This window comes from Sulfurimonas paralvinellae, assembly GCF_014905135.1.
GTDB classification, from domain to species: domain Bacteria; phylum Campylobacterota; class Campylobacteria; order Campylobacterales; family Sulfurimonadaceae; genus Sulfurimonas; species Sulfurimonas paralvinellae.
This window is the reverse complement of sequence record NZ_CP041406.1, coordinates 1,606,060-1,633,049: the sequence shown is the minus strand read 5'-3', so window position 1 is coordinate 1,633,049 and position 26,990 is coordinate 1,606,060. Positions and strand designations below refer to the sequence as shown.

29 protein-coding genes, 2 tRNA genes and 1 rRNA gene are annotated in these 26,990 nt (G+C 35.2%); 18 read left to right on the top strand and 14 right to left on the bottom strand.

What is annotated here, in order from left to right; translation table 11 throughout:
• Positions 1–13: 13 nt before the first annotated feature.
• Positions 14–129 (top strand): 5S ribosomal RNA (gene rrf, locus FM071_RS08420).
• Positions 130–153: 24 nt separating this feature from the next.
• Here rrf and aat read toward each other — a convergent pair.
• From aat to FM071_RS08400, 4 genes are read right to left on the bottom strand one after another with little or no spacing between them, the layout of a single operon-like run.
• Positions 154–846, bottom strand: coding sequence for a leucyl/phenylalanyl-tRNA--protein transferase (gene aat / locus FM071_RS08415; protein WP_193110560.1), 693 nt, complete (start codon positions 844–846; stop codon positions 154–156).
• Positions 824–3,025 (bottom strand): ATP-dependent Clp protease ATP-binding subunit ClpA, encoded by a 2,202-nt coding sequence (gene clpA, locus FM071_RS08410; RefSeq protein ID WP_193110559.1) that lies wholly within the window; start codon positions 3,023–3,025, stop codon positions 824–826. The genes aat and clpA overlap by 23 nt, the downstream gene beginning before the upstream one ends.
• Before the next feature lie 3 nt (positions 3,026–3,028).
• The gene (locus FM071_RS08405) at positions 3,029–3,328 is read right to left on the bottom strand and encodes an ATP-dependent Clp protease adaptor ClpS (protein WP_193110558.1); all 300 of its coding nucleotides are present in this window, start codon (positions 3,326–3,328) and stop codon (positions 3,029–3,031) included.
• The gene (locus tag FM071_RS08400; RefSeq protein ID WP_193110557.1) at positions 3,328–4,563 is read right to left on the bottom strand and encodes an aminotransferase class I/II-fold pyridoxal phosphate-dependent enzyme; all 1,236 of its coding nucleotides are present in this window, start codon (positions 4,561–4,563) and stop codon (positions 3,328–3,330) included. Before FM071_RS08400 ends, FM071_RS08405 begins: the two co-directional genes overlap by 1 nt.
• 127 nt (positions 4,564–4,690) lie before the next feature.
• Here FM071_RS08400 and FM071_RS08395 point away from each other — a divergent pair, with 127 nt between their 5' ends.
• The 4 genes from FM071_RS08395 to FM071_RS08380 all read left to right on the top strand — a co-directional run bounded on the left by FM071_RS08395 (position 4,691) and on the right by FM071_RS08380 (position 6,796).
• Positions 4,691–4,918, top strand: a complete 228-nt coding sequence (locus FM071_RS08395; protein ID WP_193110556.1) for a hypothetical protein — start codon at positions 4,691–4,693, stop codon at positions 4,916–4,918.
• Between the two features lie 6 nt (positions 4,919–4,924).
• Positions 4,925–5,158: a hypothetical protein gene (locus tag FM071_RS08390; protein WP_193110555.1), complete on the top strand. Its 234-nt coding sequence runs from the start codon at positions 4,925–4,927 to the stop codon at positions 5,156–5,158.
• Between the two features lie 53 nt (positions 5,159–5,211).
• Positions 5,212–5,288 (top strand) — tRNA-Arg (locus FM071_RS08385).
• Between the two features lie 47 nt (positions 5,289–5,335).
• Positions 5,336–6,796 (top strand): tyrosine-type recombinase/integrase, encoded by a 1,461-nt coding sequence (locus FM071_RS08380; RefSeq protein WP_193110554.1) that lies wholly within the window; start codon positions 5,336–5,338, stop codon positions 6,794–6,796.
• 18 nt (positions 6,797–6,814) lie between these two features.
• Here the strand turns inward: FM071_RS08380 and FM071_RS08375 are convergent, their stop codons facing one another.
• Positions 6,815–8,638 (bottom strand): coiled-coil domain-containing protein, encoded by a 1,824-nt coding sequence (locus tag FM071_RS08375; protein WP_193110553.1) that lies wholly within the window; start codon positions 8,636–8,638, stop codon positions 6,815–6,817.
• Positions 8,625–9,089 (bottom strand): hypothetical protein, encoded by a 465-nt coding sequence (locus FM071_RS08370; protein ID WP_193110552.1) that lies wholly within the window; start codon positions 9,087–9,089, stop codon positions 8,625–8,627. The genes FM071_RS08375 and FM071_RS08370 overlap by 14 nt, the downstream gene beginning before the upstream one ends.
• Before the next feature lie 753 nt (positions 9,090–9,842).
• Here FM071_RS08370 and FM071_RS10830 point away from each other — a divergent pair.
• Positions 9,843–10,934 (top strand): methyl-accepting chemotaxis protein, encoded by a 1,092-nt coding sequence (locus FM071_RS10830; protein WP_193110551.1) that lies wholly within the window; start codon positions 9,843–9,845, stop codon positions 10,932–10,934.
• A 64-nt stretch (positions 10,935–10,998) separates the two neighbouring features.
• Here FM071_RS10830 and FM071_RS08360 read toward each other — a convergent pair whose 3' ends face one another.
• The 4 genes from FM071_RS08360 to FM071_RS08345 form a co-directional block, all read right to left on the bottom strand.
• Positions 10,999–11,334, bottom strand: a complete 336-nt coding sequence (locus tag FM071_RS08360; RefSeq protein WP_193110550.1) for a hypothetical protein — start codon at positions 11,332–11,334, stop codon at positions 10,999–11,001.
• On the bottom strand, positions 11,331–11,570 hold the full coding sequence (locus tag FM071_RS08355; protein ID WP_193110549.1) for a hypothetical protein: 240 nt from the start codon (positions 11,568–11,570) through the stop codon (positions 11,331–11,333). Before FM071_RS08355 ends, FM071_RS08360 begins: the two co-directional genes overlap by 4 nt.
• A gap of 1 nt (position 11,571) precedes the next feature.
• Positions 11,572–11,739, bottom strand: coding sequence for a hypothetical protein (locus tag FM071_RS08350; RefSeq protein WP_193110548.1), 168 nt, complete (start codon positions 11,737–11,739; stop codon positions 11,572–11,574).
• A gap of 101 nt (positions 11,740–11,840) precedes the next feature.
• A complete protein-coding gene (locus tag FM071_RS08345; protein ID WP_193110547.1) occupies positions 11,841–12,836 on the bottom strand; it encodes a RepB family plasmid replication initiator protein in 996 nt (331 codons plus the stop codon).
• Between the two features lie 1,003 nt (positions 12,837–13,839).
• Here FM071_RS08345 and FM071_RS08340 point away from each other — a divergent pair.
• Positions 13,840–13,915: transfer RNA gene (locus FM071_RS08340), tRNA-Arg, on the top strand.
• Between the two features lie 17 nt (positions 13,916–13,932).
• Positions 13,933–14,838 (top strand): esterase-like activity of phytase family protein, encoded by a 906-nt coding sequence (locus FM071_RS08335; protein WP_193110546.1) that lies wholly within the window; start codon positions 13,933–13,935, stop codon positions 14,836–14,838.
• Here the strand turns inward: FM071_RS08335 and trpA are convergent.
• Positions 14,828–15,568, bottom strand: coding sequence for a tryptophan synthase subunit alpha (trpA, locus tag FM071_RS08330; RefSeq protein WP_193110545.1), 741 nt, complete (start codon positions 15,566–15,568; stop codon positions 14,828–14,830). The two genes, FM071_RS08335 and trpA, sit on opposite strands and share 11 nt — an antisense overlap.
• A 5-nt stretch (positions 15,569–15,573) precedes the next feature.
• A complete protein-coding gene (locus tag FM071_RS08325) occupies positions 15,574–15,975 on the bottom strand; it encodes an Hpt domain-containing protein (RefSeq protein ID WP_193110544.1) in 402 nt (133 codons plus the stop codon).
• A gap of 76 nt (positions 15,976–16,051) precedes the next feature.
• Here FM071_RS08325 and panB point away from each other — a divergent pair, with 76 nt between their 5' ends.
• Genes panB through FM071_RS08310 form a run of 3 tightly spaced genes read left to right on the top strand, consistent with a single transcriptional unit; the run spans position 16,052 to position 18,923 of the window.
• A complete protein-coding gene (gene panB, locus FM071_RS08320) occupies positions 16,052–16,843 on the top strand; it encodes a 3-methyl-2-oxobutanoate hydroxymethyltransferase (protein ID WP_193110543.1) in 792 nt (263 codons plus the stop codon).
• Between the two features lie 14 nt (positions 16,844–16,857).
• Positions 16,858–17,871: a Holliday junction branch migration DNA helicase RuvB gene (gene ruvB, locus FM071_RS08315; protein WP_193112065.1), complete on the top strand. Its 1,014-nt coding sequence runs from the start codon at positions 16,858–16,860 to the stop codon at positions 17,869–17,871.
• Complete coding sequence (locus tag FM071_RS08310; protein WP_193110542.1) at positions 17,868–18,923, top strand: AI-2E family transporter; 1,056 nt, start codon at positions 17,868–17,870, stop codon at positions 18,921–18,923. Before ruvB ends, FM071_RS08310 begins: the two co-directional genes overlap by 4 nt.
• Here FM071_RS08310 and FM071_RS08305 read toward each other — a convergent pair.
• Together FM071_RS08305 and waaC are read right to left on the bottom strand one after the other, a co-directional pair.
• Positions 18,920–19,816, bottom strand: coding sequence for a lipid A biosynthesis lauroyl acyltransferase (locus tag FM071_RS08305; protein WP_193110541.1), 897 nt, complete (start codon positions 19,814–19,816; stop codon positions 18,920–18,922). The genes FM071_RS08310 and FM071_RS08305 overlap by 4 nt on opposite strands.
• The gene (gene waaC, locus FM071_RS08300) at positions 19,804–20,805 is read right to left on the bottom strand and encodes a lipopolysaccharide heptosyltransferase I (RefSeq protein WP_193110540.1); all 1,002 of its coding nucleotides are present in this window, start codon (positions 20,803–20,805) and stop codon (positions 19,804–19,806) included. Before waaC ends, FM071_RS08305 begins: the two co-directional genes overlap by 13 nt.
• A 67-nt stretch (positions 20,806–20,872) precedes the next feature.
• Between waaC and FM071_RS08295 the strand changes: the two genes are divergently transcribed.
• The 7 genes from FM071_RS08295 to FM071_RS08265 all read left to right on the top strand — a co-directional run bounded on the left by FM071_RS08295 (position 20,873) and on the right by FM071_RS08265 (position 26,989).
• Positions 20,873–21,778, top strand: a complete 906-nt coding sequence (locus FM071_RS08295) for a PDC sensor domain-containing protein (protein WP_193110539.1) — start codon at positions 20,873–20,875, stop codon at positions 21,776–21,778.
• Positions 21,778–22,389: an imidazole glycerol phosphate synthase subunit HisH gene (gene hisH, locus FM071_RS08290; RefSeq protein ID WP_193110538.1), complete on the top strand. Its 612-nt coding sequence runs from the start codon at positions 21,778–21,780 to the stop codon at positions 22,387–22,389. The genes FM071_RS08295 and hisH overlap by 1 nt, the downstream gene beginning before the upstream one ends.
• 8 nt (positions 22,390–22,397) lie before the next feature.
• Positions 22,398–23,108: a 1-(5-phosphoribosyl)-5-[(5-phosphoribosylamino)methylideneamino]imidazole-4-carboxamide isomerase gene (gene hisA, locus FM071_RS08285; RefSeq protein WP_193110537.1), complete on the top strand. Its 711-nt coding sequence runs from the start codon at positions 22,398–22,400 to the stop codon at positions 23,106–23,108.
• Positions 23,109–23,191: 83 nt separating this feature from the next.
• Positions 23,192–23,566, top strand: a complete 375-nt coding sequence (locus FM071_RS08280) for a chemotaxis response regulator CheY (protein ID WP_193110536.1) — start codon at positions 23,192–23,194, stop codon at positions 23,564–23,566.
• A complete protein-coding gene (locus tag FM071_RS08275) occupies positions 23,566–24,393 on the top strand; it encodes a 50S ribosomal protein L11 methyltransferase (protein WP_193110535.1) in 828 nt (275 codons plus the stop codon). Before FM071_RS08280 ends, FM071_RS08275 begins: the two co-directional genes overlap by 1 nt.
• A 12-nt stretch (positions 24,394–24,405) precedes the next feature.
• Positions 24,406–26,367, top strand: coding sequence for an ATP-dependent zinc metalloprotease FtsH (gene ftsH / locus FM071_RS08270; protein WP_193110534.1), 1,962 nt, complete (start codon positions 24,406–24,408; stop codon positions 26,365–26,367).
• Positions 26,357–26,989: a phosphatidylserine decarboxylase gene (locus FM071_RS08265; protein WP_193110533.1), complete on the top strand. Its 633-nt coding sequence runs from the start codon at positions 26,357–26,359 to the stop codon at positions 26,987–26,989. Before ftsH ends, FM071_RS08265 begins: the two co-directional genes overlap by 11 nt.
• The last annotated feature ends 1 nt before the right edge of the window (position 26,990 follow it).

Here is a 26,990-nt window from a genome sequence, read left to right as displayed (position 1 = left end):
TACTTGATCTTGTCTAGGTGGCTATAGAGAGAGGGAAACGCCTGGTCCCATTCCGAACCCAGAAGCTAAGCCTCTCATCGCTGATAATACTGCATCTTTCAGGTGTGGGAATGTAGGTCGCTGCCTAGTTGATCAATTTCTTTCTGCTTTTATTTATATCAATAAACTATTAATTTCCCAACTATTTTTAATTATATCCATATTGACTTTTTCCAAACGCATTAAAAAATATTCTCTTGCCACCTCTTTTGCACCTAAACTTAAGAGATGCTCTGTAGGTACTTGACAATCTATAAAATCATATCCCCAATCTTTTAAATGTCTGACAAGAACAGCATAAGCAGCTTTTGATGCATCACTTTGATGAGCAAACATTGATTCTCCGCAAAATACTCTGCCAATTACCAAACCATAAAGTCCGCCTACCAATTCTCCTTCTTTATTATACGTTTCAACACTATGAGCTATTCCCATCCCATGGAGTATTTCAAATGATTCTATGAGTTCATCGTTTATCCAAGAGCCCTGCTGTCCTTTTCTTGGTGTTGTGGCACAATTTTGCATGACTTGAGTAAAATTCTTATCAAAAGCATAGCTGAACTTTTTCATGCTTTTTCTAAGTGATTTAGAGAGTTTAAAATCATCAAGTTCCATGATAAGTCTTGGGTCTGTTGACCACCATAGAATAGGGTCTTGATGGGAGTACCAGGGGAAGATACCGTTTTGATAGGCACGGATCAGTCTTGAAGGATTGAGATCTCCTCCCCAAGCTACAATGCCGTCTTCATTAGCATCTCTTGGATCTGGAAAGGTCAGGGAGTGTTTATTCAGTTGTGGTAGGTACACGTTGGTGCTCTTGAAAATCTAGTTCAAGTTTATTATCAATGATATTGACTTCTACGCTACCGCCATCTTTGAGCTTGCCAAAAAGAATTTCATCACTCAGTTTATTGGTAATATTGTCTTGAATATAGCGTTTTATAGGCCGCGCTCCCATCTCTTTTGAATAGGCTTTATTGGCTATAAATTCAGCACTTTCATCATTAAGGTATACATTTATCTTTTTCGCTTTTAGTTCTGCATTTAGTTCATTGATGAATTTATAAACGATTCCTTTGACTGTATCATGACTTAACTGTTGAAAGTCAACGATGGCATCAAGTCTGTTTCTAAATTCCGGCGTGAAGAATGCTTTGAGTTCTTCGTTAGAAGAGAGTGAATCATCTTTATTGAAGCCCATAACATTACGCGCTGTTGCTCCAATATTGGATGTCAAGATAAGGATAACATTTTGAAAATCAGCTTTGTATCCATTGTTGTCCGTGAGTGTTGCACTGTCCATAATCTGAAGAAGAATATTGACAAGATCTGGATGGGCTTTTTCGATTTCATCGAGTAAGAGAACCGTATAAGGATGTTTTTTAATGGCTTCTGTCAACAGCCCACCCTGTTCAAAACCGACATAACCGGGAGGTGCTCCTACAAGACGTGAGAGTGCATGTTTCTCCATGTATTCACTCATGTCAAATTTCTCAAAATGAATGCCAAGTGTATCACTGAGTGCAATGGCAAGTTCAGTCTTTCCAGCACCGGTTGGCCCTGAAAAAAGAAAGGATGCAATTGGTTTGTTTTGTGGTGTAAGTCCGGCTTTTGATATTTTTATGGCCTGAGCAACGGCTTGAACTGCCTGATCTTGACCTATTACACGGGATTTGAGATCACTTTCAAGATTTTTAAGTGCTTCTGTCTCGTCATTGTTCATTTTTCTGTTGGATATGCCGACAATAGATGCGATCGTTTTTTGAATATCAGCTGCACTGACTTTGACGCGTTTATTCTTTTTAAGATGAAAAGAAGCTGCTGTTTCATCGATGAGATCTATGGCTTTATCGGGAAGAAATCTATCTGTAATATAGCGTTTTGAGAGATCAACGGCAGATTTGAGGGCTTTGTTGGTATATTTTACGCTATGGTGCTTTTCATATTTGTTTTGCAGACCTTTGAGAATCTTATAACTGACTTCATTGGAAGGTTCATTGATATCCACTTTTGAAAATCTTCTGCTCAAAGCTTTGTCTTTTTCAAAACTGTTGCGGTACTCAGAAAAAGTTGTTGCTCCCATGCATTTTATCTCACCAGAGGCAAGAGCGGGTTTAAGCTGGTTCGCTGCATCCATAGAGCCGCTTGTACTGCCTGCACCGATGAGTGTGTGGATTTCATCAATGAATAAAATAGCATTAGGAATGAGTTTTATCTCATCCATAACGCCTTTTAATCTTTTTTCAAAATCGCCTCTGTACTTGGTGCCTGCAAGCATTGCTCCAAGATCGAGCGCATAAAGCTCTGAATCTTGAATAATATCAGGAACATCCTGTGCGACTATACGCAACGCCAAGCCTTCTGCAATAGCAGTTTTTCCTACGCCCGGTTCTCCAACCAAGATAGGATTGTTTTTCTTACGTCTGCAGAGTATCTGTGTGACACGTTTTATCTCTTTATCTCTGCCGATAACAGGGTCGATTTTGCCTTCTCGTGCTTTTTCTAAAAGATTTACGGCATATTTGTCTAGATTGCTTTCTTTGTCATTGGCAGTAGTTTTGATGTCGGAATGTGATATGATCTCCAAGATATCAAGACGTGAGATGTGGTACTCGTTGAGCAGCATATAGGCAAAGGTGTGCTCTTCTTCATAGAGCGCTGCAAGCAGATCGCCTACATCGGCACTCGTCTGTCCCGCGGATTGAATATGACGTACCATATTGTCAATGAGGCGAGAAAGTGCAACACTTTCATAGGGATCTTGCTCAATATTTTGAGGGAGTGTTTCTATATTTTCTTTAATATAATTCGCCAGTTCATCTTTCATCTTTTGTGTATCGCCGCCACAGGCTTCAATGATAGCTGCACCTTCGCTTGAACTGAGTAAAAGATAAAAGACATGTTCTATTGTGAGATATTCGTGGTGTAACTGTTTTGCAAAAAGAATCGATTTTTGAAAAATGTCATTGAGTGTGGGACTAATCATCTGCTACTCCTCTTCCATTGTGGCTTTTAAAGGAAAACCGCTCTCTTTGGCACGTCTGCTTACCTGCATCACTTTTGTTTCGGCTATTTCATGCGTATATACACCACAAAGACCTCGTTCATGTTTGTGAACAGCAAGCATGATAGCTTCCGCCTCTTCATAACTTTTGTGAAAGATACTCATTAAGATGTCCACAACGAATTCCATAGAAGTATAGTCGTCATTGAGAAGATAGACTTTGTACTTTTTTGGATGTTTTAAAGAGGTCTCTTCATGGAGTTCATAATCTGTTTTTGTAGCCATTACTCTGCCGCCTTTATAAAATCATCTATGATGTCCTGAGGATTTTCCAGCCCTACAGAGACACGGATAAGTCCGTCTGTAATGCCGAGAAACTTTCGTGTTTCCTGATCGAAATCACTGTAAATAGTGGAAGCCATATGGAGTGCCAGCGTGCGAGAATCACCGATGTTTGCTGTTATGGTTGCAAGTTTGGTTTTTCTTAAAAAGTCATACGCTCTGGCTTGTGAACCCATATCGACTGTAAAGAGTGTTCCGCATCCGTTTGGAAAACTCTCATTGTATCGTGCATGGTGTGGGTGTGAAGCAAGCACAGGATGATTGATATGTAACCCTTGTGCATCTAAAGCCTTTACGATCGTCTCAACACTTTGAACGATTCTCGGCAGACGCAACGGCAGTGTTTCGAGTCCAAGCATTGTCTGGTAGCTTGCGTGAGCATTTGCACTCATACCAAAGTCACGCAATGCGCGTTTTTTTGCATTTGGAATGAGGGCCATGCTGCCTGCATTTTTTATAAATTTCTCTAAAAAAGCATAACGCTGTGTTTTAAATTTGTCAGCATCATCATTTATGGCTCGAAAGACGGCGCAGCCACCAAGTGCAGATGAATTTCCTGCAATGATTTTTGTTGTTGAATAAACAACAATATCAGCGCCAAGTTCCAAAGGAGTGATACTTAAAGGCGTTATGGTATTGTCAATGATAAGCGCGACGCCATGTTTATTCGCTATATTTGCAATGCGTTTGATATCAGGCAGGCACATGTTTGGATTGCCGACACTCTCTAAAAAGATTATTTTTGTATTATCGGTAATGGTATTTTCTATAGCTTCAAATTCATCTACATCGAAAAAAGATGTGTTAATACCAAAGCGTGAAAGTGTTTCGTTAAAAAGTGAATATGTGCCTCCAAAAAGCCCGCCGACACTGATGATCTCATCACCGGAAGCAAGAAGAGACATACAGGCAAGAGTTGTTGCACCCATTCCTGAACTTGTTGCAACAGCACCGATTCCGCCGTCCATTTTAGCCATGATGGATTCGAGTTTTGCTGTCGTCGGATTTCCCATGCGTGAGTAGAGAGGTTTTTTTACACTGCCGTTAAATATCCCTTCTGCCGTTTCAGGTGAGCCATAGGCAAAAGATGCTGATGATGTGATTGCAGGAGAGATGGCACCTTCTTTAGCGCCAACTCTCTGTACAAAGTCTGTACAATAGTTTTCAAATTTATTCATTTATAGTATTACCTTATTCATAGTGTTTTAATTATAGCAAATTTGAGATAATAATTTTTCTATGTCGATTAATTATGCTAGAATTGTAAGAAATAAATTTATTAATTAATATGAGGGTGTATATTTTATGGAAAACAGAACTGCTTTGGAACGATTGGATGAGAGAATCACACAGATAGTACAAAAATGTGAGGACTTCACGCAAGAAAATGAAACATTACGAAATGAACTTGTAACAGTAAAAGCAGAGTGTGAGATTAAAGATGCCGAGATAGAAAAACTCCTTGAACAAAACAGTAAAAAAGATCTTGAAATAGAAGAGATCGTTAATAAAATCGAAAGCATACTGGGTTAAATATTTATGAGTACAAAAATAGGTTTACATATTGGAGGTCGCAGATTTGATGTCGATGTTGAAAAGAAATTTGCAAAATTCTTAGAACAACAAATGGCAAAAGATTTCAATATGGATGGTAATAATGATCTCAAAGCACTGTTGCAAGCCTATGTAAGAAAAAATCATGAACTCTATGTGCAAAATCAACAGGTAGAGGAAATTTTGAAAAAGTTAGATAATGAGGATGTAATTTTATAATAATATAAGTTAATAGTGCTATAATTTCAGCCTCTTAAATAGAGAAACGGTGTGCGCTCGTAGCTCAGCTGGATAGAGCACTGGTTTGCGGTACCAGCGGTCACATGTTCGAATCATGTCGGGCGCACCATAACTTTACCCCTCGAAACCCCCGAAAACAGGGACTTATCAAACATCATGACAACTTTAAAACAACTTAATAAAATAGGACAACTTTTAGAGAATCTTGGTTTATTAAATAATAAATATTTGACTTTTAAGAATGATAAATATTATTTTGTTATTAAAATTAAAAATTACACCTATAAAAAATCACTTAAAACAGATAATTTCATTTACGCAAACCTTTTAAAATATAAGATTTTAGAAGTTATCAAGAAAATCAAAAATGATTTTTCTTTAAATGATATGATTAACACTCACTATCAAATTAATAATATGGGCGGTGCAGGACTAGTTCTCACTGCTGAAAATGAAGATGAACGCAAACTAATTGCTGAAATTGAAAAAACCATTATCAAAAAAATCAAACTTTTAGAAAAAGAGAACAATGTATCTATTGAAAATAAAGAAACCAGAAATTCTCAAACATTAAAGAAGTCTTGCGAACATTTCTTAAAAGTAAAGTCTGCTGAGAAAAGAGGCAATACGAAAATAATGTATAAATATAATCTAACTGTTGAATATCTATATATCTATTTTAAAGCAAGTAAAAATGTAAAAGACATTACTAATCTTGATGCTACTAATTTTAGAACTTTTTTATTATCTATTCCTAGCAATTGGAAACGCAAAAAAGATATAAGAGATAAGAACTTAAAGCTACTTATAGAGAAAAAAAGCAAGCTATTAGACAAATACCCTAAACAATCAACTAGAACGATAGATGAAGTCGTTAAAAGAACAAAAGAGATATTTGAGCATTTTGTAGATAATAATTTTATTTATAAGAATCCATTTATAAAACTAAAAGCTATGAATAAAAAAACCTATTCTGATAAAAGAGAATTTACAGAAAGTGAAAGTGCTTATATTTTAGAGTATTTAAAAAATGAAAATTTAACGCAAGAATATAATTTCTTTAAATTTTTGCTAATGACAGGATTAAGAAGAGCGGAAGCAGTAAATTTAAAACTTGAAAATATAGACTATGAAAAAGAACTTATTTATGTTGGTGGAACTAAAACAGAAAATGCTGTAAGAATTATGGTTATTCATAAAGATTTGATTTCTACTCTTAAAGAACAGATTCAAGGTAAAGAAAAATCAGATTTTATATTCTTCAATGAAAAAAAATTTACAAGATTAGGTGAAAAACCTAGGGAGTCAAAAGTTGGAATTCTGATAAACAGATATATTAAAACTGTTATTGGAGAAGAAAACAAAAAATTTTTAGACATTCATTCATTGCGAAAAAACTTCTCTCAAATATTATATTTAGCTAATGTTTTCAATGATTTAGAAATAAAAACACTTGTCGGGCACTCCACAAAAAAAGATACGACTGATAGACACTATTTGCGTGGTAAAAGAGATTTTAAATCTTTAAAAGAGAAGATGGACAAAGTTGACTTTACACCATTTTTAGTAGTTCAAAAAAATCAAGATTCATTTAGTGAGGGAATTGAATTATGCTAAAAAGTGAAATAATTTCACTTACATTCCACAAATAACTTCTTCTTGACTAGTCGCATAGTTAAGAACAGGTGTATTTATTCTTCTTTTCTTTCCATTTCTTTTTTCTTCTATCAATTTAAGTGCTTCTTCTACTGTTTTAACTGATAACATTTCAAATCTATCAATTTTTCTATCTTCATCCATTATTGTTTTCAAAGTATCTAATAAAGTTCTATTTTCATACATTTCAATAATTTTATATTTTGGGTAATTTGTTATTTTCATTGTTGATTTAATTATCTTATTAAAAAATTCAGTTGTTGAGCAATCAGAATTAAGAAATACTTGTCTATTTGATTTATCAACAGAATCAACAGTAGTATGACTTGCTTCAAAATTAATTTTCTCTTTTTTGTGAATTGTTTTAATCATTTCATTAGATATTTTATTGCTTGTGTTAGGAAGTGAATCTTCATAGTTTAATGCACTTTTTATCATATTATTTTTATAAGTGATTGCCTCTTTTCTCTCTTGTGAGATTTCTTCTTTTTGATTTGATAAATCTTCAAGAGTTTTTTTAATATTTTTCATATTCTTATCAAATATTTCATAATGACTAGTTAATTCTTTTGATGTTGCTTTATAATCAGTCCTTACAATATTTAAAGAGTTCATATCAGTTCTTTTAAGTCTATTTATTAAACTTTTGTTATTTTCAAGTAGTTTAATATCTTCTTTGATAGATTTTATAGTGTTTTTAAACCTTTCTTGTTTCTCTTCAAGAAATATTTTATTTTCTCTTTTTTTATCGTCTTTAATCATTTTCCAATATGCTTTATTATTTGATACTTGTCTCAAAAATTCAGCAGAAGAAATTGTTCCATTTTTCTTCTTATCTCTCATAAGTTTTTTAAAAAATCTATGTTCATTGTCGGCAAAGTAATTAAAGCTACTTTCTTCACTCTCTATAAAATATTTAAACTCTTCCATTTCTTTATTAAAAACTCTCTCAACTTCACTAATAGATTCTTCTTTTTGATTGATATTATTATCAAGAATCTCAATATCTTCGTCTTTTCGTTTGATAGATTTATTATAATCTTCCATCTGTTCTTTTAAACCATCTTTTCTCTTTAAAATTAAACTTCTATCTATTTTACTTATCTCTGATAACTCTTGTCTTTTCTCATTTTGAAAATTCATAGATTTAAAAATATTTGACATTTGACTAGTCAAATTTAAAATAGTTTCGTTGTTAGCTTGATACTCTGGAGAATTTTTAACTTTGTTTAAATGATTACGTTTTTGTTTTTCACTTCGACTTTTATTTATAGCTTCTTTTTGTTCTTCTTTATTTTTCAAACCTAATTTATCTCTTAGTGATTTAGGTAAATTTTCAGCAAAATCTCTTGTCATAGATTCTCTTAATCTCAACATATCAACAGAACCTTTTATTTGATATTTTTCATTAACTGCAATGTGAATATGAAAACCATCTCTAACTCCACCCTTTATACCTTTATCGGAATTTTCTTCAATGCCGGCTTTATAACCCCATTTATTAAAAGTTTTATGTGTCCATGCTTTACTTTCTTCTTGAATTAATTTTTTCTCTTTCTCTGTTAAATTCTTGTAAAGTTCTGGATTTATCGGAGAAACTATAAAGTGTTTTAAATTCATTTTCTCAATGGATTTAGTAGATTGAAAATTATTCCCTTGTTTTTCAACATATTTTTCAAGTTTTTCTTTTGAAGAACCTTGATAGATACCGCCTTTTTTAACGTCTTTGAAAACAACACCTATATTTTTTAGATTTAAACTTTCTTTTCCAAAGTTCCAAACCTTTTTTTTATTTGTTCTCATACTTTTTCACTATTGATAAAAATTTATTGAACGCTTTTTCTAAAACTATTTTTTTAGATTTATCGTCTTTTGCTTGATTGTAATCATTATGAATGTTTTTAAAATTATCAAAATTAAAAATGGATTTTACCTCTTTAAAAAAACCAACTTCTTTATTTCTCTTTTCAGATAAATAAATTTTTTTATCATTATTGATAACATTTACATCTTTATAAATTTCTTCAATACTTGAATATTGTTTTCCTTTATTCAATATTTGAAGTAAGATTAAATTTTCAGAATCTCTTGCAATATGATTACTTAACCTGTTATCTCTTTCGTGTGAGTTTTTATAAATTAAATCTTCTAAAAATTCACTTTCAGTCTTTTTCACTTTTTTAGATTCTTTTTCTAAAAGTTCAACTATTTCTTTTTTAAATGTGTATCTTTTGCGAACTGTTTCAAATTTCATTTTCAAATTCCTTACTCGTTATATAACTATTATAAGAAATAAACAAAATAAAAATAATTAATGAAAAAATTTGTCAAAAAATGACCCTCGGAGAGTAGTTCCCCCTTGTGTGTAGTCGTGTTTTCCGTAGGATAACTAAGACGCACCTTTTCCTGCTTGATGCTCTTATTGCTCTCCCTATCTAATAAAAACTATATACAAAAAACATAATGTCCTTCAACAATAGTATTTTAAAATATTCCCCTTCCTCCTCAATCGTGAGGAGTTTTTCCCCAAAAGGGAAAAGAGATATAGGGTAATAATGTTGAAAAAGGACTTTTTGAAGATTAAAAGTTATTTTGAAATTTGTTGTTCAAGTAATTTTTCTAAGTAACGATTACGAAATTAACTATGAAAATGTCAACTTAACTATGAAAAGTCCAGGTCTATACGAATTTTTGTTACTTATTGTAATAATTAAGAAATTTATTTTTTGTGAAACTTAATTAAGTTTTAGGTCAAATAGCTCTAAGGCAACCACTTTTCTTAAGTCAAATCGTAAAAAATGAACTTATGTAAGACCCCTAGAGCTTAAATAAGTAGTATTAAATGACTTCGTAACCCATATAATTCCCTATAATACGTTACTTTAAGCAAAGAATCAATAGAATCTGCATTATATTATCACAACTAAACCTTAAAAAAACAATTTAAGTTTATTTTTGAATTTCAAGGAGTATAATTTTTGAAAATACAAAAAAAGGGATTTTAATTATGGGATTATTTTCTAATAGTCAGGATAAAGAACGTATTGAAGAACTGGAAGAGGAAGTGAGAACTCTGAAGAGTAAAAATGAAGAGTTACAGCAGCATATTTACAAGATAGAACAAAATCAATCAACAGGCATAGAGACTGATAGTGTTGAACAAAATGCACTTAATACAGCAGTTGAAATATTGATAAAATCCTATAGCAGCGGTGTTTCTTTCTCTAGAGAAATAATGGAGTCTACAATAGAACAGCTTGAAGAAGCGGGCGATTTAAATAAAAAGTCAGCTGCACGCATTGAAACAATTTCTTCACAATCAGCAAATATATCTGACTCTATAGCTAACATTGCACAAGAGGCGATAGGATTGAATGATGGTGTGAATGTACTTAATGAAAATGTTGTCGGAATCAGTGAAGTGATTACACTTATAAAAGATATCTCTGACCAAACAAATCTGCTTGCATTAAATGCTGCCATAGAAGCGGCTCGTGCGGGTGAGCATGGACGTGGGTTTGCCGTTGTTGCCGATGAAGTTCGAAAACTTGCAGAACGTACCCAAAAAGCAACAAGTGAAGTTGAAATAAACATCGGACAGTTAAAACAGAGCTCATCGGAGATTCAGGAATCATCTGAAATATTCAGAACAAAAAGCGAAGAGGTAAATGCTGCGTTAGACGCATTTTTTGAAGAACAGGGATACATTATATCCAATGCAGCAAGAATCTCAGATATTACGGAAAATATAACAAATGAAGTAGGTGTCGGCGTTGGAAAATTAGACCATATCCTCTTTAAGCTTATAGCTTATAATCATATCGTAAACGGTGAAAAGAATGTAAATATCATTGATGAAAATGGCTGCCGTTTTGGAAAATGGTTTGAAGAGAATAAGCATAAAATCAAAGATGATCAAAAAGTTATTACTGATTTGTCAAATCATCACGCAAAAGTGCACCAGGGTGTCAGAAGAGCTGTTGAAGCCTGGGATAAAGGTCAGTATGAGCAAGCTTTAGAAATAATGAAAGATGTTGAACATTCAAGTGAAGTCGGTTTTGAAGAGTTATATGCAAGTTTTTTAAAACATAGAAAATAGATATTAAGAAGTAATGTTATGTAAATCCATGATATTGTTTTAGGTATAAAAATAAGAGTTAATATTACCTAGAAAGAGTGTTGAATATGTTATCTATCTCATCATTTATTTTTTTGAATAGTTTGTAAGCTATTTTAACTATCGCATAGAATAATGCTAATGGAAAAGTTATGATTGTTAAAGAAGCAATTATTACTATTCCTATTGCTGAAATAAAATTTTTAATCCATTCAATAATAAAATCTGGAAGAAATAAGGAAAGTCCATCTAAAATCATTTTAGCTGTCTTCACTATCATATCAGAAGTTTCTTTGTCCATCGGTGGTGGATTAGTCGCTCCTATGAAATTCATTAATTCTGTATCTATAAAACCTCTTTTCTTATATTTATTTAAAGTCATTTTATAGTTCCTTGTTCGTAATTTATTTTTTTGTGTTGTTCTGATTTAAACTTGTGAGTTAATAGATTTATTTTTGTAGGTGTATATTGTAATTCTACTTTTGTAGGTGTTTTATTTTCGTTAGAATTATCCTTATATTCACTTGAATTATGGTTTTTATTCATATCTTTAATATAAACTATATTAGAAAGTAAAACTGTTGCTAATATCATACTTAAAAGTGTTATTTTAATCATTTTACAACTCCTTTACTATGTTATAATTTTTATCACATACAACATATTTATTACTCTCAAATCTCATAACAAAATGATTAGCATTAATCTCAATATTGAACTTTTCTTTCATATATTGAGAATTAAAACTTCCTAGATTTTTACCAAATTTTTTTGTTAATTTTTCCATTTTCATTTCCTTTTTTTGTTATATAACTATTATAAGAAAAAAAATAACCTTGTCAAATAAAAAAGATAATTTATATAAAATTTATTTATAGTTTTAAAAAATTAAAATTTTTCTTTTTGTTTTCTTTGTAAGTGTTTAGTTTGTGCATTTACAGATTTTAAAGTTTTAGAATCTGGTTCAATTTCTTCAAGTTTTGAAATATAGTTCTTTTGAAACTGTTGTTTTAATTCTGGTGTAAGTAGCCTATAATCCAAATAACTATCAACGTAATCAAGAATAATGTCATTTTCAGTAAGTTTTTTTATATCTGTAATGCTAAAAATCCACTCTTTATTTTCATTTTTATAAACTTCATATTTAAACGAATACATTCGATTTAATAAAAATTCTTGTTTAACTCTATAAATATTTTGTTCCATTTTTTGCTTGGATAGATTTGTTCCAAAAAACTCATTCATACTTTTTAAGCTTCTTAACGGCAATTTATCATATTTTAAATTTAATGCTTTTTCTATTTCGGAATACATACGCAATGAGTATTTAGAACGAATATTTTTAACTGTATTTATATTAAGAGGAGTATATTGTCCATCTTTAAATAAAGATAGATATAAAAACTCAATATTTAAATGAACCAAAACTCTATAATTTTTTTCTCCATTAATTTTATCTACTATAAAATCCTTAACAGGCATTATCGTTCTTTCTTGTGTTCCATTTTCTAGATTTCTAATATAATTTATTTGTCTTTTTGAAAACCTAGATAATATTTCTCTAATGTGTTCAATATAGTTTTGTTCTTCAACTTTCATAAATGTTTTTAAGCCATATAATTCTATTTCAAACTGAACGCTTTCAAATTCTTTTGTATCTGTTTTAAATTTTAAAAATTCTCCCCATTCATTTTTCTCCCAATAAAAACTTTCTTTTTTAATATCTTTTCTAATAATATGTCTTTTTTGTAATGAAAAAAAGAAGTATTCTAATAGTTTTTCTTCATTTAGTGTTATTGATACTAAATTTTTTTTATCATCTATATATGATAGCCTGTTAATTAGTTGATTATTTTTTTTATAGTCTCCATTATTTATATTCATTTTTATTTCCTTTTTTGTTATATAACTATTATAAGAAAAAAAATAACCTTGTCAAATAAAAAAGATAATTTATATAAAATATTAAAATGAAGACTATTTCATTTCAATTTTACCCCTGAATCTCTTTTCCCCTTTGGGGAAAAACTCCTCACGATTGAGGAGGAAGGGGAATATTTTAAAATATTATTGTTGCAGGACATTATGTGTTTCAATAGGAGGAACGATATATTTCTCAATGAAAAAATTTTTAATTTTTGAAAAGAGAAATAATCGGAGGGTAGAATAATTTTCATTTATGAAAATTATGAGGATATTTTTTCACAAAAGTATCTGGAACAATTTCTAAGGTTTAGAAAACCTTATAGAAATATACAGCACTCATGCTCTTTAATATAATAACATGATGGAATTTTTTACAAATTCCTTGAAACTACCTAGAATATGATATTCTAAAAGATTTTAAAAATTAAAAATTATCCTTTTATACTATAGTTTTTATCCTTTTATACTATAGCTAAAAATTAAAAATTATCCTTTTATACTATAGTTTTTATCCTTTTATACTATAGTAAAATGAAGAAAATTAATACTTAAAAAATATATCAAAAATCTAAAAAGGGGAAATTGTTTTTTCTAAAAGTATCTTTTTTGTATATAGCTGAAAATCTCTTTTCACTCATAATTACTATATAGCAATTTATATAATTTTTTAGCAGAATTCAGTTCATATTTTATCTCATCTCATTTCATTAAATGAAATGAAATAAATTCAAAAGATAAAATATAGATTTAATAGTAGAATCAGAATGGTGCAGATATACTTTCACAGAGATGACAACTTTATAACAACTTAAAAGGAAAATTTCAAAATGGCTGTATGGACTGCACTGACGGAGTTAGAGAGAAAACGCTATATTTTCGGGCGCACCATACTTACTTCATTAACTTCCAAATTTTTAACTTTTATAAAACAAAATATTTTCTTATCTAGCACAATGTATTTCTCCTTATCGCTTAACTGGATAAAGCAGTCCCCTCCTAAGGGATAGCTCGTGGTTCGAGTCCACGTAGGGAGACCAAGTGAAAGAACGAAACAATGTTTAAAAGTATCATTTTAATTTTTGCATTACAACATATGCTTCACGCAGATATGACTGCATATACAATCACTCCTGCCAAACAACAAGCTACACAGAATAGTATAAAAATTTTAGATGCAAAAGAGCTGCAATTTCCAAATGTTCATGAGTTTTCAGGTTTGGTTTATAAAGATAATATGTTATACGCTTTGAGTGATCAGGGCAGTTTGTACCTTTTTGACATCATTGTACAAAATGATAGAATCCAAAAACTCACGCTGCGTGAGCATTATCTTTTGAGAAATAAAAAATCAGAGCCGTTCAAGAAAAAGAAGAGGGATTCAGAGGGAATAACTTTCTATAAAGATGGCTTTTTAATCTCTTTTGAACGTAAAAATAGAGTGCTTTTTTGCTCACGCAGGGGTAAAAAAATAAAAAAAATGAAACTTAATGCTCTTTTGGAAGATAATGAAAAGTATCAGAGTCCAAATAAAGGATTGGAGAGTGTCGCCTATTCTCAAAAATATGGAATTATAACCATTCCGGAACTACCGTTAAAAGACAAAAACAGCAAATACCATACACTCTATGCCAAAGATGAACTTTGGAAATTTCACGCTCAAGGCGCAGTAACGGATATTGCGTTCATAGATTCGGACAATTTGCTAATACTCTTGCGTGAGTATAGTTATCTCACCAATCGTCACATTACATCTTTAGTGAAGGTCAATTTGGCGAATTGCAATGAAAAAAGAGTCTGTCAGCGTGAGTTGATTGCAAAACTTGATTCTGATGCCGGATGGCATATTGATAATTTTGAAGGAGTTACGAAAGTGGGGAAAAATAGATTTTTGATGGTCAGTGATGATAATGACTCGATGTTTCAAAAAACACTCTTAGTGCTTTTTGAAATTATGAATTGATCTTTTCTTTGATCTCTTTTGCCAAACTGCTGCATTTGTCTATTTGTTGATTTTTTGAAAGGGAATCGTCGAGAAGAATGTTGATAAAGGCACTTCCGACAATAACACCGTCTGCTCCTTTTACCTTCTCTTTCGCTGTTTTCTCATTCACACCAAAACCGACATAGACCGGTGTTTGCGTATATTTTTTGATATCTGCTAAAAAAGGCTGCAAATCTTCTGCTGTTCCTGCACCCGTAATGCCTGTATACGCTACCATGTAAATAAATTTTTTTGCATCTTTTACGATCTCTTGGATGCGTTGCTCTGAATCTGTCGGTGCGACAAAAGAGATGTTCGCCATCTCGTTATCATCAAAGAGTTTTTTATAAGCAAGCGCCTCTTCATGAGGAACATCCGGAATTATCAAACCGTTCACGCCGAGTTCTTTTGCGTGAGGTATGAGTGTTTCCATATTTTGCTGATAAAAACTATTGAAATAGCCCATCCAGAGTGTATCTACTTTTGGTGCGACCTCTTTAGAGATTGCAAGAAGGTCTTTAAACTTAAATCCAAGCTCCAATGCTTTATGGTTTGCATTTTCAATGGCAGGGCCATCGGCAACAGGGTCTGAAAATGGTACTCCGAGTTCAAGGGTGTCTACACCGTTTTGACCAAGTGAGAGTGCCAAGTCAATTGAGAAATTTTTATCAGGATAGCCTGAAGTTATGTAAGCTACTAAGTTTTTCATAAATGTTATTTTTCCAAGTCAGGTATTTTTAGCAGAGAGTATTTGATCTTGCTGAGTTCATTGTCCATTTTAAAGTCATCTTGCCATGTTGCGAACATATCGCTAATATTTAGCAGCCAGTCCACTGTCTCTGAAGATACCGGCGGCTTTTTATTGCGGAGTTCTTCGAGCTCATTTTCTACAAATTCGGCAAGTTTGTTCATAGGTACAATTTTGAGGTATGCCGAAGCGGATTTAATGTTGTGAAAGACACGAAAAAGTTCGTTGACACTTCGTTCATACATGTTCGGCTTTGATAGATCTACTATCATTACTTCCATGCTGTCAACCATCATTGCGTAGTGGTCTAGAAACTCATCCACAATTTCAAAATCAAAATTAGCATCTAAATCACTTCGTATACCCATCAAATACTCCAATTGTTGTTTAAATTATAGCAATATTTGGTTAAAATATATCTACAAATTTAAAAAGAGTTTTTCAATGAGTAAAAAAGCAACGATATCTTCGATAAAAAAGAGCAAGGGCGTGAAGCCTTTAGTGATGATTACAGCCTATGATGCACTTTTTGCAAAACTGTTTCAAGAGAGTGTCGACATGATCTTGGTGGGGGACAGTCTCAATATGAGTTTCGCCGGAAAGAGTGATACCATCTCAGCGACACTCGATCAGATGATCTACCACACGAATGCCGTTTGTGCAGGTGCACCGGAGAGTTTTGTTGTGTGTGATATGCCTTTTGGAACATACAGCACAAAAGAAAAAGCACTTGAGAATGCCATTAAAGTTTTTCAATCCTCACAAGCGGATTGTGTGAAGATAGAAGGAGGTGCGGATAAAGCGGAGATCATCAAACATTTGACCGATAACGGTATTGCAGTTTGCGGTCACATAGGACTGTTACCGCAATCTGTCCGCAGTGAAGGCGGTTACAAGATCAAAGGCAAAAATGAAGAGGATAAAAGATCTTTGATAGCCGATGCAAAGGCTGTTGAGGCGGCGGGTGCTTTTTGTATGGTTATCGAGGGAACAAAAGCTGATGTCGCCAAAGTGGTGGCAGAGGCAGTGAGTATTCCTGTGATTGGAATCGGTGCGGGAAAAGATGTGGATGGGCAGGTGCTTGTGTTTTCTGATATGCTGGGACTTTTTGAAGCATTTACACCAAAGTTTGTAAAAAAGTATCTTGACGGTGCTGCTTTGGTAAAAGGTGCTGTTGCGACATATGCAAAAGAGGTGACGGCAAGAACATTTCCTGCTGAGGAACATACATACTAATGGGTGATATGTCTATGGATAGAGTTGTGGATATAGAAACTTTTTCATTGGAAGATGCCAGCAGTGAACAGACACTGCGCCCTGATGCATGGAGTGAGTATATAGGTCAGGAGCAGATTAAAAAGAATCTTTCTGTTTTTATAGAAGCAAGCAAGAAAAGAGATGAAGCTCTTGACCATGTTCTTTTTTATGGACCTCCGGGACTCGGAAAGACAACGCTTGCTCTGATCATTGCCAATGAAATGAACTCAAATATTAAAGTTACGGCTGCACCGATGATAGAAAAAAGTGGAGATCTGGCTGCGATTCTTACAAATCTGGAAGAGGGTGATATTCTTTTTATAGATGAGATACACAGGCTCTCTCCTGCAGTAGAAGAGATACTCTACTCTTCTATGGAAGATTACCGCATAGACATTATCATAGGAAGCGGTCCGGCTGCACAGACAGTAAAAATCGATCTGCCGCGTTTTACGCTCATCGGTGCTACGACACGTGCGGGTATGCTTTCAAATCCGTTGCGTGACCGCTTTGGCATGAGCTTTCGTATGAACTTCTACTCTCATGATGAGTTGGCAGAGATTATTAAACAGGCATCTGCAAAACTTGAACGTGAAATTGTTCATGAAGCAGCACTTGAAATTGCAAAACGAAGTCGAGGGACACCGCGTATCGCTCTACGTCTGTTACGCCGTGTGAGGGATTTTGCTGAGGTGGCAGATGAAGAGCATATTCATCATCAGCGGACACAATACGCTTTGGATGAACTTGGCATCAATTCACATGGGTTTGATGAAATGGATTTGCGGCTTTTAAAACTGTTGGCAAGTTCGAATGGTCGTCCGATGGGTCTAAGTACCATTGCTGCCGCCCTAAGCGAAGATGAAGGTACGGTTGAAGATGTTCTTGAGCCGTATCTCATCGCAAACGGCTACTTGGAGAGAACGGCAAAAGGGCGCAGGGCTACTCGAGCAACGTATGATGTATTAAATATGAACAATATAAATGAGGATGGGACACTCTTTTGAAACCGCAGTATTTTATAGCCATACTCTTTGCAACATCACTCTATTGGATGTATCTGCTGTACGCACCCTTTTTGATGGTCATTACGATTGCAGCTTTGCTTGCTGTCTCGACTTCTACCATTCAAGATTATTTTGAAGAAAAACTTCATTCCAAGCTTTTGGCTGCTTCTGTTTCAAGTCTGTTGTTAGCACTTTTGTTTTTTGCACCGCTTGGGTACTTTTTGGGAAATTTGACAATTTGGCTTAAGCATTTACAGCCGGATACACTGCAGAAAGTCGAACTTTACATCAATGGTTTCATTACAAATCCACCGGAGTTTTTACTTTTTATAAAACCATATATCAAAGACTCTTTTGCTGAAGTGAATATTAATACAATTACGGCGTATGCATTGAGCATCGCGGCAAAAATAGGAGCTTTTAGTGCAGGGTTTTTAAAAAATGCATTTCTTGTTATTGTCTTTTACTTTTTCGCTTTGTATAACGGTGCTGCCATTATGGGATTTTTAAAGCGTGTGTTGCAGATGTCCGTAGAAGAGAGTTCATTGCTCACGCGGGAGCTTTCTGCCGTGATGAGTGTTGTCTTTTACTCCATTATTACTACAGCGATGTTCGAGGGGGCGCTTTTTGGCATTGCCGTCTCTTTTATGGGTTATAATGGACTTCTTTTTGGCATCATGTATGGTTTTGCCTCTTTGATTCCGGTAGTTGGCGGAGCTTTGATGTGGCTGCCGTTTATGATTTATGAATTTGCCATAGGCAACTCCGGTAGTGCGATTTTTATTGCACTTTATTCTATAGTTGTCATCTCTATAGTTGCAGATACTTTTGTAAAACCGCTCATTATCAAATGGATCAATAAAAAACTGCTCAATGATGACGATACAAAGATGAATGAGATGGTTATTTTCTTTGCAATTATCGCAGGATTGACAACGTTTGGTTTTTGGGGCATGATTTTAGGCCCTGCAATAACAGCCTTTTTTCTTACTGTTTTAAAACTTTTTGAAGCACAGACCAGGGAGTGTGAAGGAAAGTCAAATGACGATTAGTTTCGTTTGTATATTTCTGGATAATCCTCTTTAAATCTTCTGTGAAGCCAAAACCATGGTTTTGGCTCTTTGAGTATCTCTTTACTCAGCCAGTCAGTTTGCATCTGCATGGAGACTTGAATGTCTCTTTCTTCATTGTCGGTTTTTGGCGGAACAATTTCACTGTCAAATCGTATAGTGTAGTTCTCATCATCTTCTGTATGAATCAGTGCCGGAATAAGGGCAGCATTGTATTTTCTTGCAAAATAGGCAGTTGTCTTGATTTGAGAGATTTCGTGACCTAAAAACTTAACTTTGACAGCTTCGTTCTTGTTGACATTGGTATCTATTAAAATTGCCATAGCCCCGCCTTTTCGTAATGTTTTCATCATTGCTCTTGTTGCTCCATGGCGCTCTGCATAGGTCATTTTCCATTTTTCACGCGATGATAGAAGATAGTTTTCAAAGAACTTGTTTTTCATTTTTTTATAGATGATGAGGATAGGTTCGATTTTATAGCTTAGTGCACGACCTGCTAATTCCCATGCTCCGTAGTGGGCGGTTACAAATATGATGGGCCTTTTTTCCTGTTGTGCTTTTTGTACGATTTCTAGGTTTTCAAAGGTGATGTTTTGGGTGATCTCATCAGGAGTATAGTAGCGGCTTTCCATAGTGTGTAGAAAATTGATCAACATCTGTTTGAAAGAATAGCGTTTGATCTCATCTATTTGTTCAGGAGTGATTGAGTCCTCAAATACAAAACGAAGATTTTGTTCTACTACCTTTCCGTAACGAGTACTAATATAATAAGCCAAGACTCCAAGTGATTCAAAGAAAGAGCGCCTTGTTTTTTTTGGTAAAAACATTAAAAACTTTTCAAGAGATAGAAAAAGGTAAAAACCTATACGCTGCATAATATTTCCTTGGCATGAGAGATTATCTGCTCTGGTTTGATCTCTTTGATCGAAAAATCATCTTTATCGATTTTTAAAATATTGACATGGGAAGGTGATTTTATACTGATGTTTTGAGGTGTTTGTCCAATCATTCGCAGTGTAGTTGGTCCTAAGAGCGTGATAGATGGAATGTTTTGTGCCCATGCTATATGTGTCGGTCCTGTGTCGTTGCCCATAAGCAGATCCATATGGGAGATAAAAGAGATGAGTTCATCTAAGGTGAGTTTCGGTGCAAGTGTAGCATACTCTGAGTGCTTACATATCCACTCTGCATCTTCAAATTCTTTGTCATTTCCCCAGATTATGTAGCACTGTTCCCCAAGCTCGTCACAAACTTCAGCGACCTTCTCTTTTGGGTAGCGTTTAGATTCCCAGGATGCTCCGATGACAAAGGCAATATTTTTCATGTCACTTCTGAGCTCGAACTCTTTTGTTATTTTAAAAACGGGCTCTTTATTTTCTATCATAGTATCTGTAATATTTATACCTAAAGCATCGGAGACGACTTTTGCATTACGGGTAATTACGTTTGTCTCATATGCGATGTTTGAAGCTGTATTGTAAAACAGAGCAGCTAAAGACTCACGCGTTGAGTGTTTGTCAAAGCCATGCGTATTCTTTCCAAGTATTCTAGAAACTATGGCCGATTTAATAAGTCCCTGCATGTCTATGATAATGTCAAACTCAGCGATGCTTTTTAGTTTTTTGTACTCTTCGCTCAGTAAGCTAAATTTTTTTTCTTTTTTAAATCTTTTGAGATCGACGCGATGAATATGGTCGAGATGTTTTGCGTTTTTGAGTATATCTGCAAAAGCATTTTCCACTATCCATGAAATCTCTGCGTGAGGATAGAACTCTTTTATAAATTGTAAAACAATACTGCTGTTGACAATATCACCGAGGGCTGAAAGCCTGACAATGGCAATCTTTTTAATATCTTTATTCATTGATGACATTATACCAATAATAGTAAATCTTTGATATAATTCGACTAAATCATGAGGAGGTTTGGTAATGGTTGCACACGATATACAACTCTATGCTGAAGGCAGAACGAAAGCAAGAGCTTATTTTTGCTACCTGTTTTCTAAAAATATACCAAACAGGCTGCCGTCGATTACACGTGAGATGATAATCCCCCGTCTGCTCAAGATAAAAGCAGAACTTGAGCATTGTGAAGGTGTTTATCTTCTTGATGAAAAAGGTGTGCAGGTCAGTCCTACCTTTGAACCCGAAAAACAGGTCGATGACGATATTGGTAAAATCAGAGCCGATCGAGCTTATTATTACCGTGCAGTAAGAGAAGAACGATGTACGCTGACTGATCCGTATCCTTCCTTGATAACCGGAGATCTGACAGTAACAGCATCAGCACCGATTTTCAATGAAAAAGGTGAGTTGAAGTATGTTGCCTGCATTGATGTGCCACTTGCAGAGGCCATAAAAATTGCACATCCAACGACAATGGATCATCTTTTCAGTGAATTTTTTAAAGTCGCATATGGTGCCTTTGCTTTTGCTCTCATTGCCGTTGCTGTTTTACTCTTTTTTAAAGGAATTCAGAGCTTTTTTGTTTATGAGATCACACCGGATAAATTTAAAATAAAAGATATGTTCGAAGCGACGATTCTTCTTACACTATCACTGGCCATTTTTGATCTCTCTAAAACGCTTATCGAAGAGGAGATATTGGGACGGCATAAAGAACACAATATCTCAGGCCCGCATAAGACGATGGTTCGATTTTTGGGTTCTATTATTATTGCACTCTCCATTGAGGCGTTGATGCTGGTTTTCAAGTTTGCCATAATAGATCCGAATAAGTTGATATATGCGATGTATATTGTCATCGGTGTGGCATTTTTACTGATAAGTTTGGCTGTATATATAAAATTTACAAAATTAAAGATTGATGAATAATGATAGCGATAATTGACTATAACATGGGAAATTTGGCAAGTGTTCAAAATGCATTTGCAAAACTGGGAAAAGAGACAGTCGTAGAGAGTGATCCGAAAAAATTTCACCTTTATGATAAGCTTGTATTGCCGGGAGTCGGCGCTTTTGGTGATGCGATGGAGCATCTGCGTGAGCGGGATATGATAGACTCCATTAAATCATTTGCCGCATCAGGCAAACCAATGCTTGGTATATGCCTCGGTATGCAGCTGCTTTTTGAAAGTTCTGAAGAGTTTGGTTCTCACGCAGGGCTTGGACTTATTCAAGGCCGTGTCGAACATTTTGATACTGCAAAATTTGAAGAGCCGCTCAAAGTACCGCATATGGGCTGGAATAGAATGTTTACAAAGGAACATCCTCTTTTTGAAGGGCTGGATGATGAACACTATCTCTACTTTGTACATACCTATCATGTCAAATGTGCAAATGACGAAGATATTATCGGTGAGACGTATTATGGCTATAAATTCACTTCGGCAGTGGCACACGGTAATATTATGGGAATCCAGCCGCACCCTGAAAAAAGCCACAAAAACGGGCTTGCAATACTTAAAAATTTTATAGAACTATAAGGAAGAAAATGACTTTATATCCGGCAATCGATTTAAAAGACGGCAAAGCGGTGCGCTTGACAAAAGGACTTATGGAGAGTGCGAAAATATACTCGGATGAGCCATGGCAACTTGTCAAAGCATTTGAAGAGATGGGTGCAGAGTGGGTGCATCTGGTTGATCTTAACGGTGCTTTTGCAGGAGAGCCGAAAAATCTTGAGCAGATCGTCAAGATACGAGAGAACTGTAGTGTAAAGCTTGAACTCGGCGGCGGTATTCGTGATGAGAAAACGATTCAAAAGATGCTTGAGATCGGGATAAATAGAATAATATTAGGTTCTATTGCAGTAAAAGATCCGCAGTTCGTTAAAGATATGGCCGCAAAATATCCAATAGCGGTGGGTATTGATGCAATAGACGGTTATGTGGCTGTAGAAGGCTGGGGTGAAGTAAGCCAGATGAAAGCGACTGACTTGGCACGTGAGTTTGCCAATGCAGGTGTTGAAGCTATTATTTGTACTGATGTAGGTCGTGATGGCACGCTTTCAGGTGTCAATGTGGACTTTACTCTTGATATTGCCCGTGCAAGTAAAGTCGCAACGATAGCAAGCGGCGGTGTAAAAGATGAAAATGACATTAAAGCTCTGATAGCAACAGGTGAAATAGAAGGTGTTATCATCGGAAAAGCTTACTATGAAGGGACATTGGACCTTCCAAAAATGTTTAAACTTTTGGCTTAAAACAGCCCTTAATGGCAAAACAAACAAAATTTGGCTATTATTAGATAAATAAATTTGCAAATTATAATTAAAAAGGATTTCAATTGAAATTACTTGTTGTTGATGACAGCTCTACAATGCGCCGTATTATAAAAAATACTTTGGCGAGACTTGGATATAAAGATATTCTTGAAGGTGCGGACGGTGTCGAAGGGTGGGCACAACTGGATGCAAATCCGGATATTGAAATGTTGATTACCGACTGGAACATGCCGGAAATGAACGGACTTGAACTTGTGAAAAAAGTTCGTGCAGACGATCGTTTTAAAGATCTTCCAATTATTATGGTTACGACAGAAGGTGGAAAAGCTGAGGTTATTACGGCGCTCAAAGCCGGTGTGAACAACTATATTGTCAAACCATTTACTCCTCAGGTACTCAAAGAAAAACTTGGTGCCGTTATGGGTGTTGCGGAATAATGCAAGAGCATTATTTCGAGCTCCGTGTCAAAGTTTCTTCTCATCATTCCTTATTTTCAGATTTTTTAGCAGATACACTTCCTATTGGTTTTGAAGAGACAGAGGATGGTTTTATCATACGAAGTGAAGATGAGCTAGACACAATCGTTTGGGGACTGGAGCAGTTTCGAGAAGCTTTGCAAAAAGCACTCGGAACTAGTATAGAACTGGAAACTACACAGACAAAACTGCAAAACAGTGACTGGGTGGAATCGTATAAAAAAAGTATTGAACCACTGAGTATCGGAAAATTCTATATTCATCCGACATGGAGTGAGCCGAGTAAAGAACTCATTAATATCGTGATAGACCCGGCACTTGCATTTGGTACAGGACATCACCCGACAACTGCTTCTTCCCTTTTGGCCATATCAAACTATGTTAAAGAGGGTGACAGGGTTTTGGATGTTGGCTGTGGAAGTGGAATCCTTGGCATAGGTGCTATGAAACTGGGTGCTGTTGTTGACGCCTGTGATACAGACCCCGTCTCAGTTGCCAATGCCAGGGAAAATGCCAGCTTGAATGGTTTGGAGTTTCATGGTTTATGGGAAGGTTCCTGCGCCCTAACAAAAGAGAAATATAATATAGTCGTTGCTAATATCGTTGCAGATGTATTGACATTTATTGCAAATGAGTTGAAAAATGCCTTGGAAGATGACGGTATTTTGATTTTATCAGGTATTCTTGATAAGTATGAAGATAAAGTACTGGCATATTATAAAGATTGCGAAATTTTAGAAAAAATAGCCCAGGATGAATGGGTTACTTTAGTATTAAAGAAAAAATAAAAGAGAGTGTGAATGGCGAACCAAGAAAATAATAATAACGATAACAATAACTTTTTTAATCAAAATCCTCTGATCACATTTGCGATATTTTCAGTTGCTGTGATTCTGCTTTTTAAAGTCATGGTAGGTGATGGTGCAGCAGGCGGTACACAATCTGCAATGAGTCCGACTGCAAGAGTAAAGAGTGTTGATTATTCCGAGTTGAAAAGACTTGTAAAAGACAAAGAAGTTAAAAAAGTTGAGATTGGACAGACAATAATTCGTGCAATGTCCAATGACGGTAGTAAAATCTATACGACAAGACTGGTTAAAGGTGATAACGAACTTGTAAAGATGCTTGACAAAGAGGGCATTGAATATACAGGTTTTTCTGAAACGAACTGGTTTACAGATATGTTCGGATGGCTCTTTCCATTTTTACTTATCATCGGTATTTGGATGTTCTTTGCGGGACGTATGCAAAAAAGTATGGGCGGTGGATTGCTTGGTATGGGTAACTCGAAAAAGCTTATCTCTTCTGAGAAACCAAAAACGAAGTTTGACGATGTTGCCGGTGTAGAAGAGGCAAAAGAAGAAGTTCAGGAGATTGTTGATTTTTTGAAATATCCGGGACGTTATGTAGAGATCGGAGCGAAGATTCCAAAAGGTGTCTTGCTTGTAGGTAGTCCGGGTACCGGTAAAACGCTTTTGGCAAAAGCTGTTGCAGGAGAAGCGGAAGTGCCTTTCTTCTCGGTCAGTGGTTCAAGCTTTATTGAGATGTTCGTCGGTGTCGGTGCGGCTCGTGTGCGTGATCTGTTCGAACAGGCGAAGAAGGATGCTCCAAGTATCATCTTTATAGATGAGATAGATGCTATCGGTAAAAGTCGTGCAGCAGGTGGTGTTATGGGTGGTAACGATGAACGTGAACAGACACTTAACCAACTGCTTGCCGAGATGGACGGTTTTGGAACAGATACGCCGGTTATTATTCTTGCTGCGACAAACAGACCAGAAATCCTCGATCAGGCACTCTTGCGTCCTGGACGTTTTGACAGACAGGTTCTTGTTGATAAACCGGACTTTGAAGGGCGTGTGAAAATTCTCAAAGTGCATGTTAAAGATGTGAAAATAGATGATGATGTGGATCTTGAAGAGGTGGCACGACTTACTGCAGGACTTGCAGGAGCAGATCTGGCAAATATTGTCAATGAAGCGGCACTTTTGGCGGGACGTAAAAGTCAAAAAACTGTGAAGCAGAAGGATATGTTCGAGGCAGTTGAGCGTGCGCTTGCGGGGCTTGCAAAAAAATCCCGTCGCATCAACCCAAAAGAGAAGAAAATTGTGGCGTACCATGAAAGTGGTCACGCGCTTATCGCAGAGACGACAGAGGGGGCAAAGAAAGTTTCAAAAGTTTCCATCGTTCCTCGTGGTCTTGCTGCTCTTGGATATACACTTAACAAGCCTGAAGAAGATAAGTTCATGATGCAGAAACATGAGTTGTGGGCTGAGGTCGACACACTCCTAGGCGGCCGTGCTGCTGAACAGGTGTTCATTGGTGAGATCTCAACAGGTGCAGGTAATGACCTTGAACGTGCAACAGATATTATTAAATCCATGGTTCAAACCTATGGTATGAGTGATATCGCAGGTTTGATGGTCCTTGAAAAATCACGTCAGTCTTTCTTGGGTGGCGGTCAGCAAGCAACTCGTGAGTATAGCGACAAGATGGCTGAAGAGATGGATGCATTCATTAAAAGTTCATTGGATGAACACTATAAAAATGTTGTTGCCCGTCTTGAAGAGTATAAAGAAGCAATAGAAGAGATGGTTGCACTGCTTTACAAGAAAGAGAATATAACAGGAGAAGAAGTACGAGAGATTATTTTGAATTTTGAGAAAGAGCATGGTCTTGAATCAAAAATTGTTCAAGAGACAGAAACTATTGAAGATGAGCTCAAAGAAGATGCAACAATGAGTAGTGGTGATGAGAAATAATCTTTTTATAATAGCAAATAGCGGTTGGAAATATATTGGATACGCTCTTGTTGCATTTATTCTGTTCTCGCTGCTGGATTGGGATCTCCTAGCTTTTATTTCCCTGCTAATGACAGGATTGTTTATCTATCTTTTTAGAAATCCTGAACGTATTATGCCTTTTTATCAGCAGAAGAACTTGGTGGCTCCTTCAGACGGTGTTGTAACAGCTATTGAGCATCTTGAAAATTCAGATTATGCCTATAGATTGGATATAGAATCTTCATATCTGAATATTGGTGTATTGAGAGTGCCTATGGCAGCTAAAGTTTCAGAGGTAAAGATTGTCAGAGGTGTACGAACAGGAAAAAATTCAAAGCTTTTTTCTCTTTTAAATGAAAATGGAGAGATCACTTTCGCTGATGAAGCCGATAATAAAGTAAAAGTTCTTCATAGATTGAAGCAGAGCTTCGCTCCTTTGGATATTGATCTTATCAAATCACAGGAGTTGATGCAAGCAGCGAGATATGGTGTTATGATTAATGGTGTGACATCACTTTACCTGCCTGCAAATTTTCGTTTAAATCTCAATGTTGGGCAGGAGCTTAGAGCTTCAGAAACACTTGTAGGCTACTTTTCCTAAA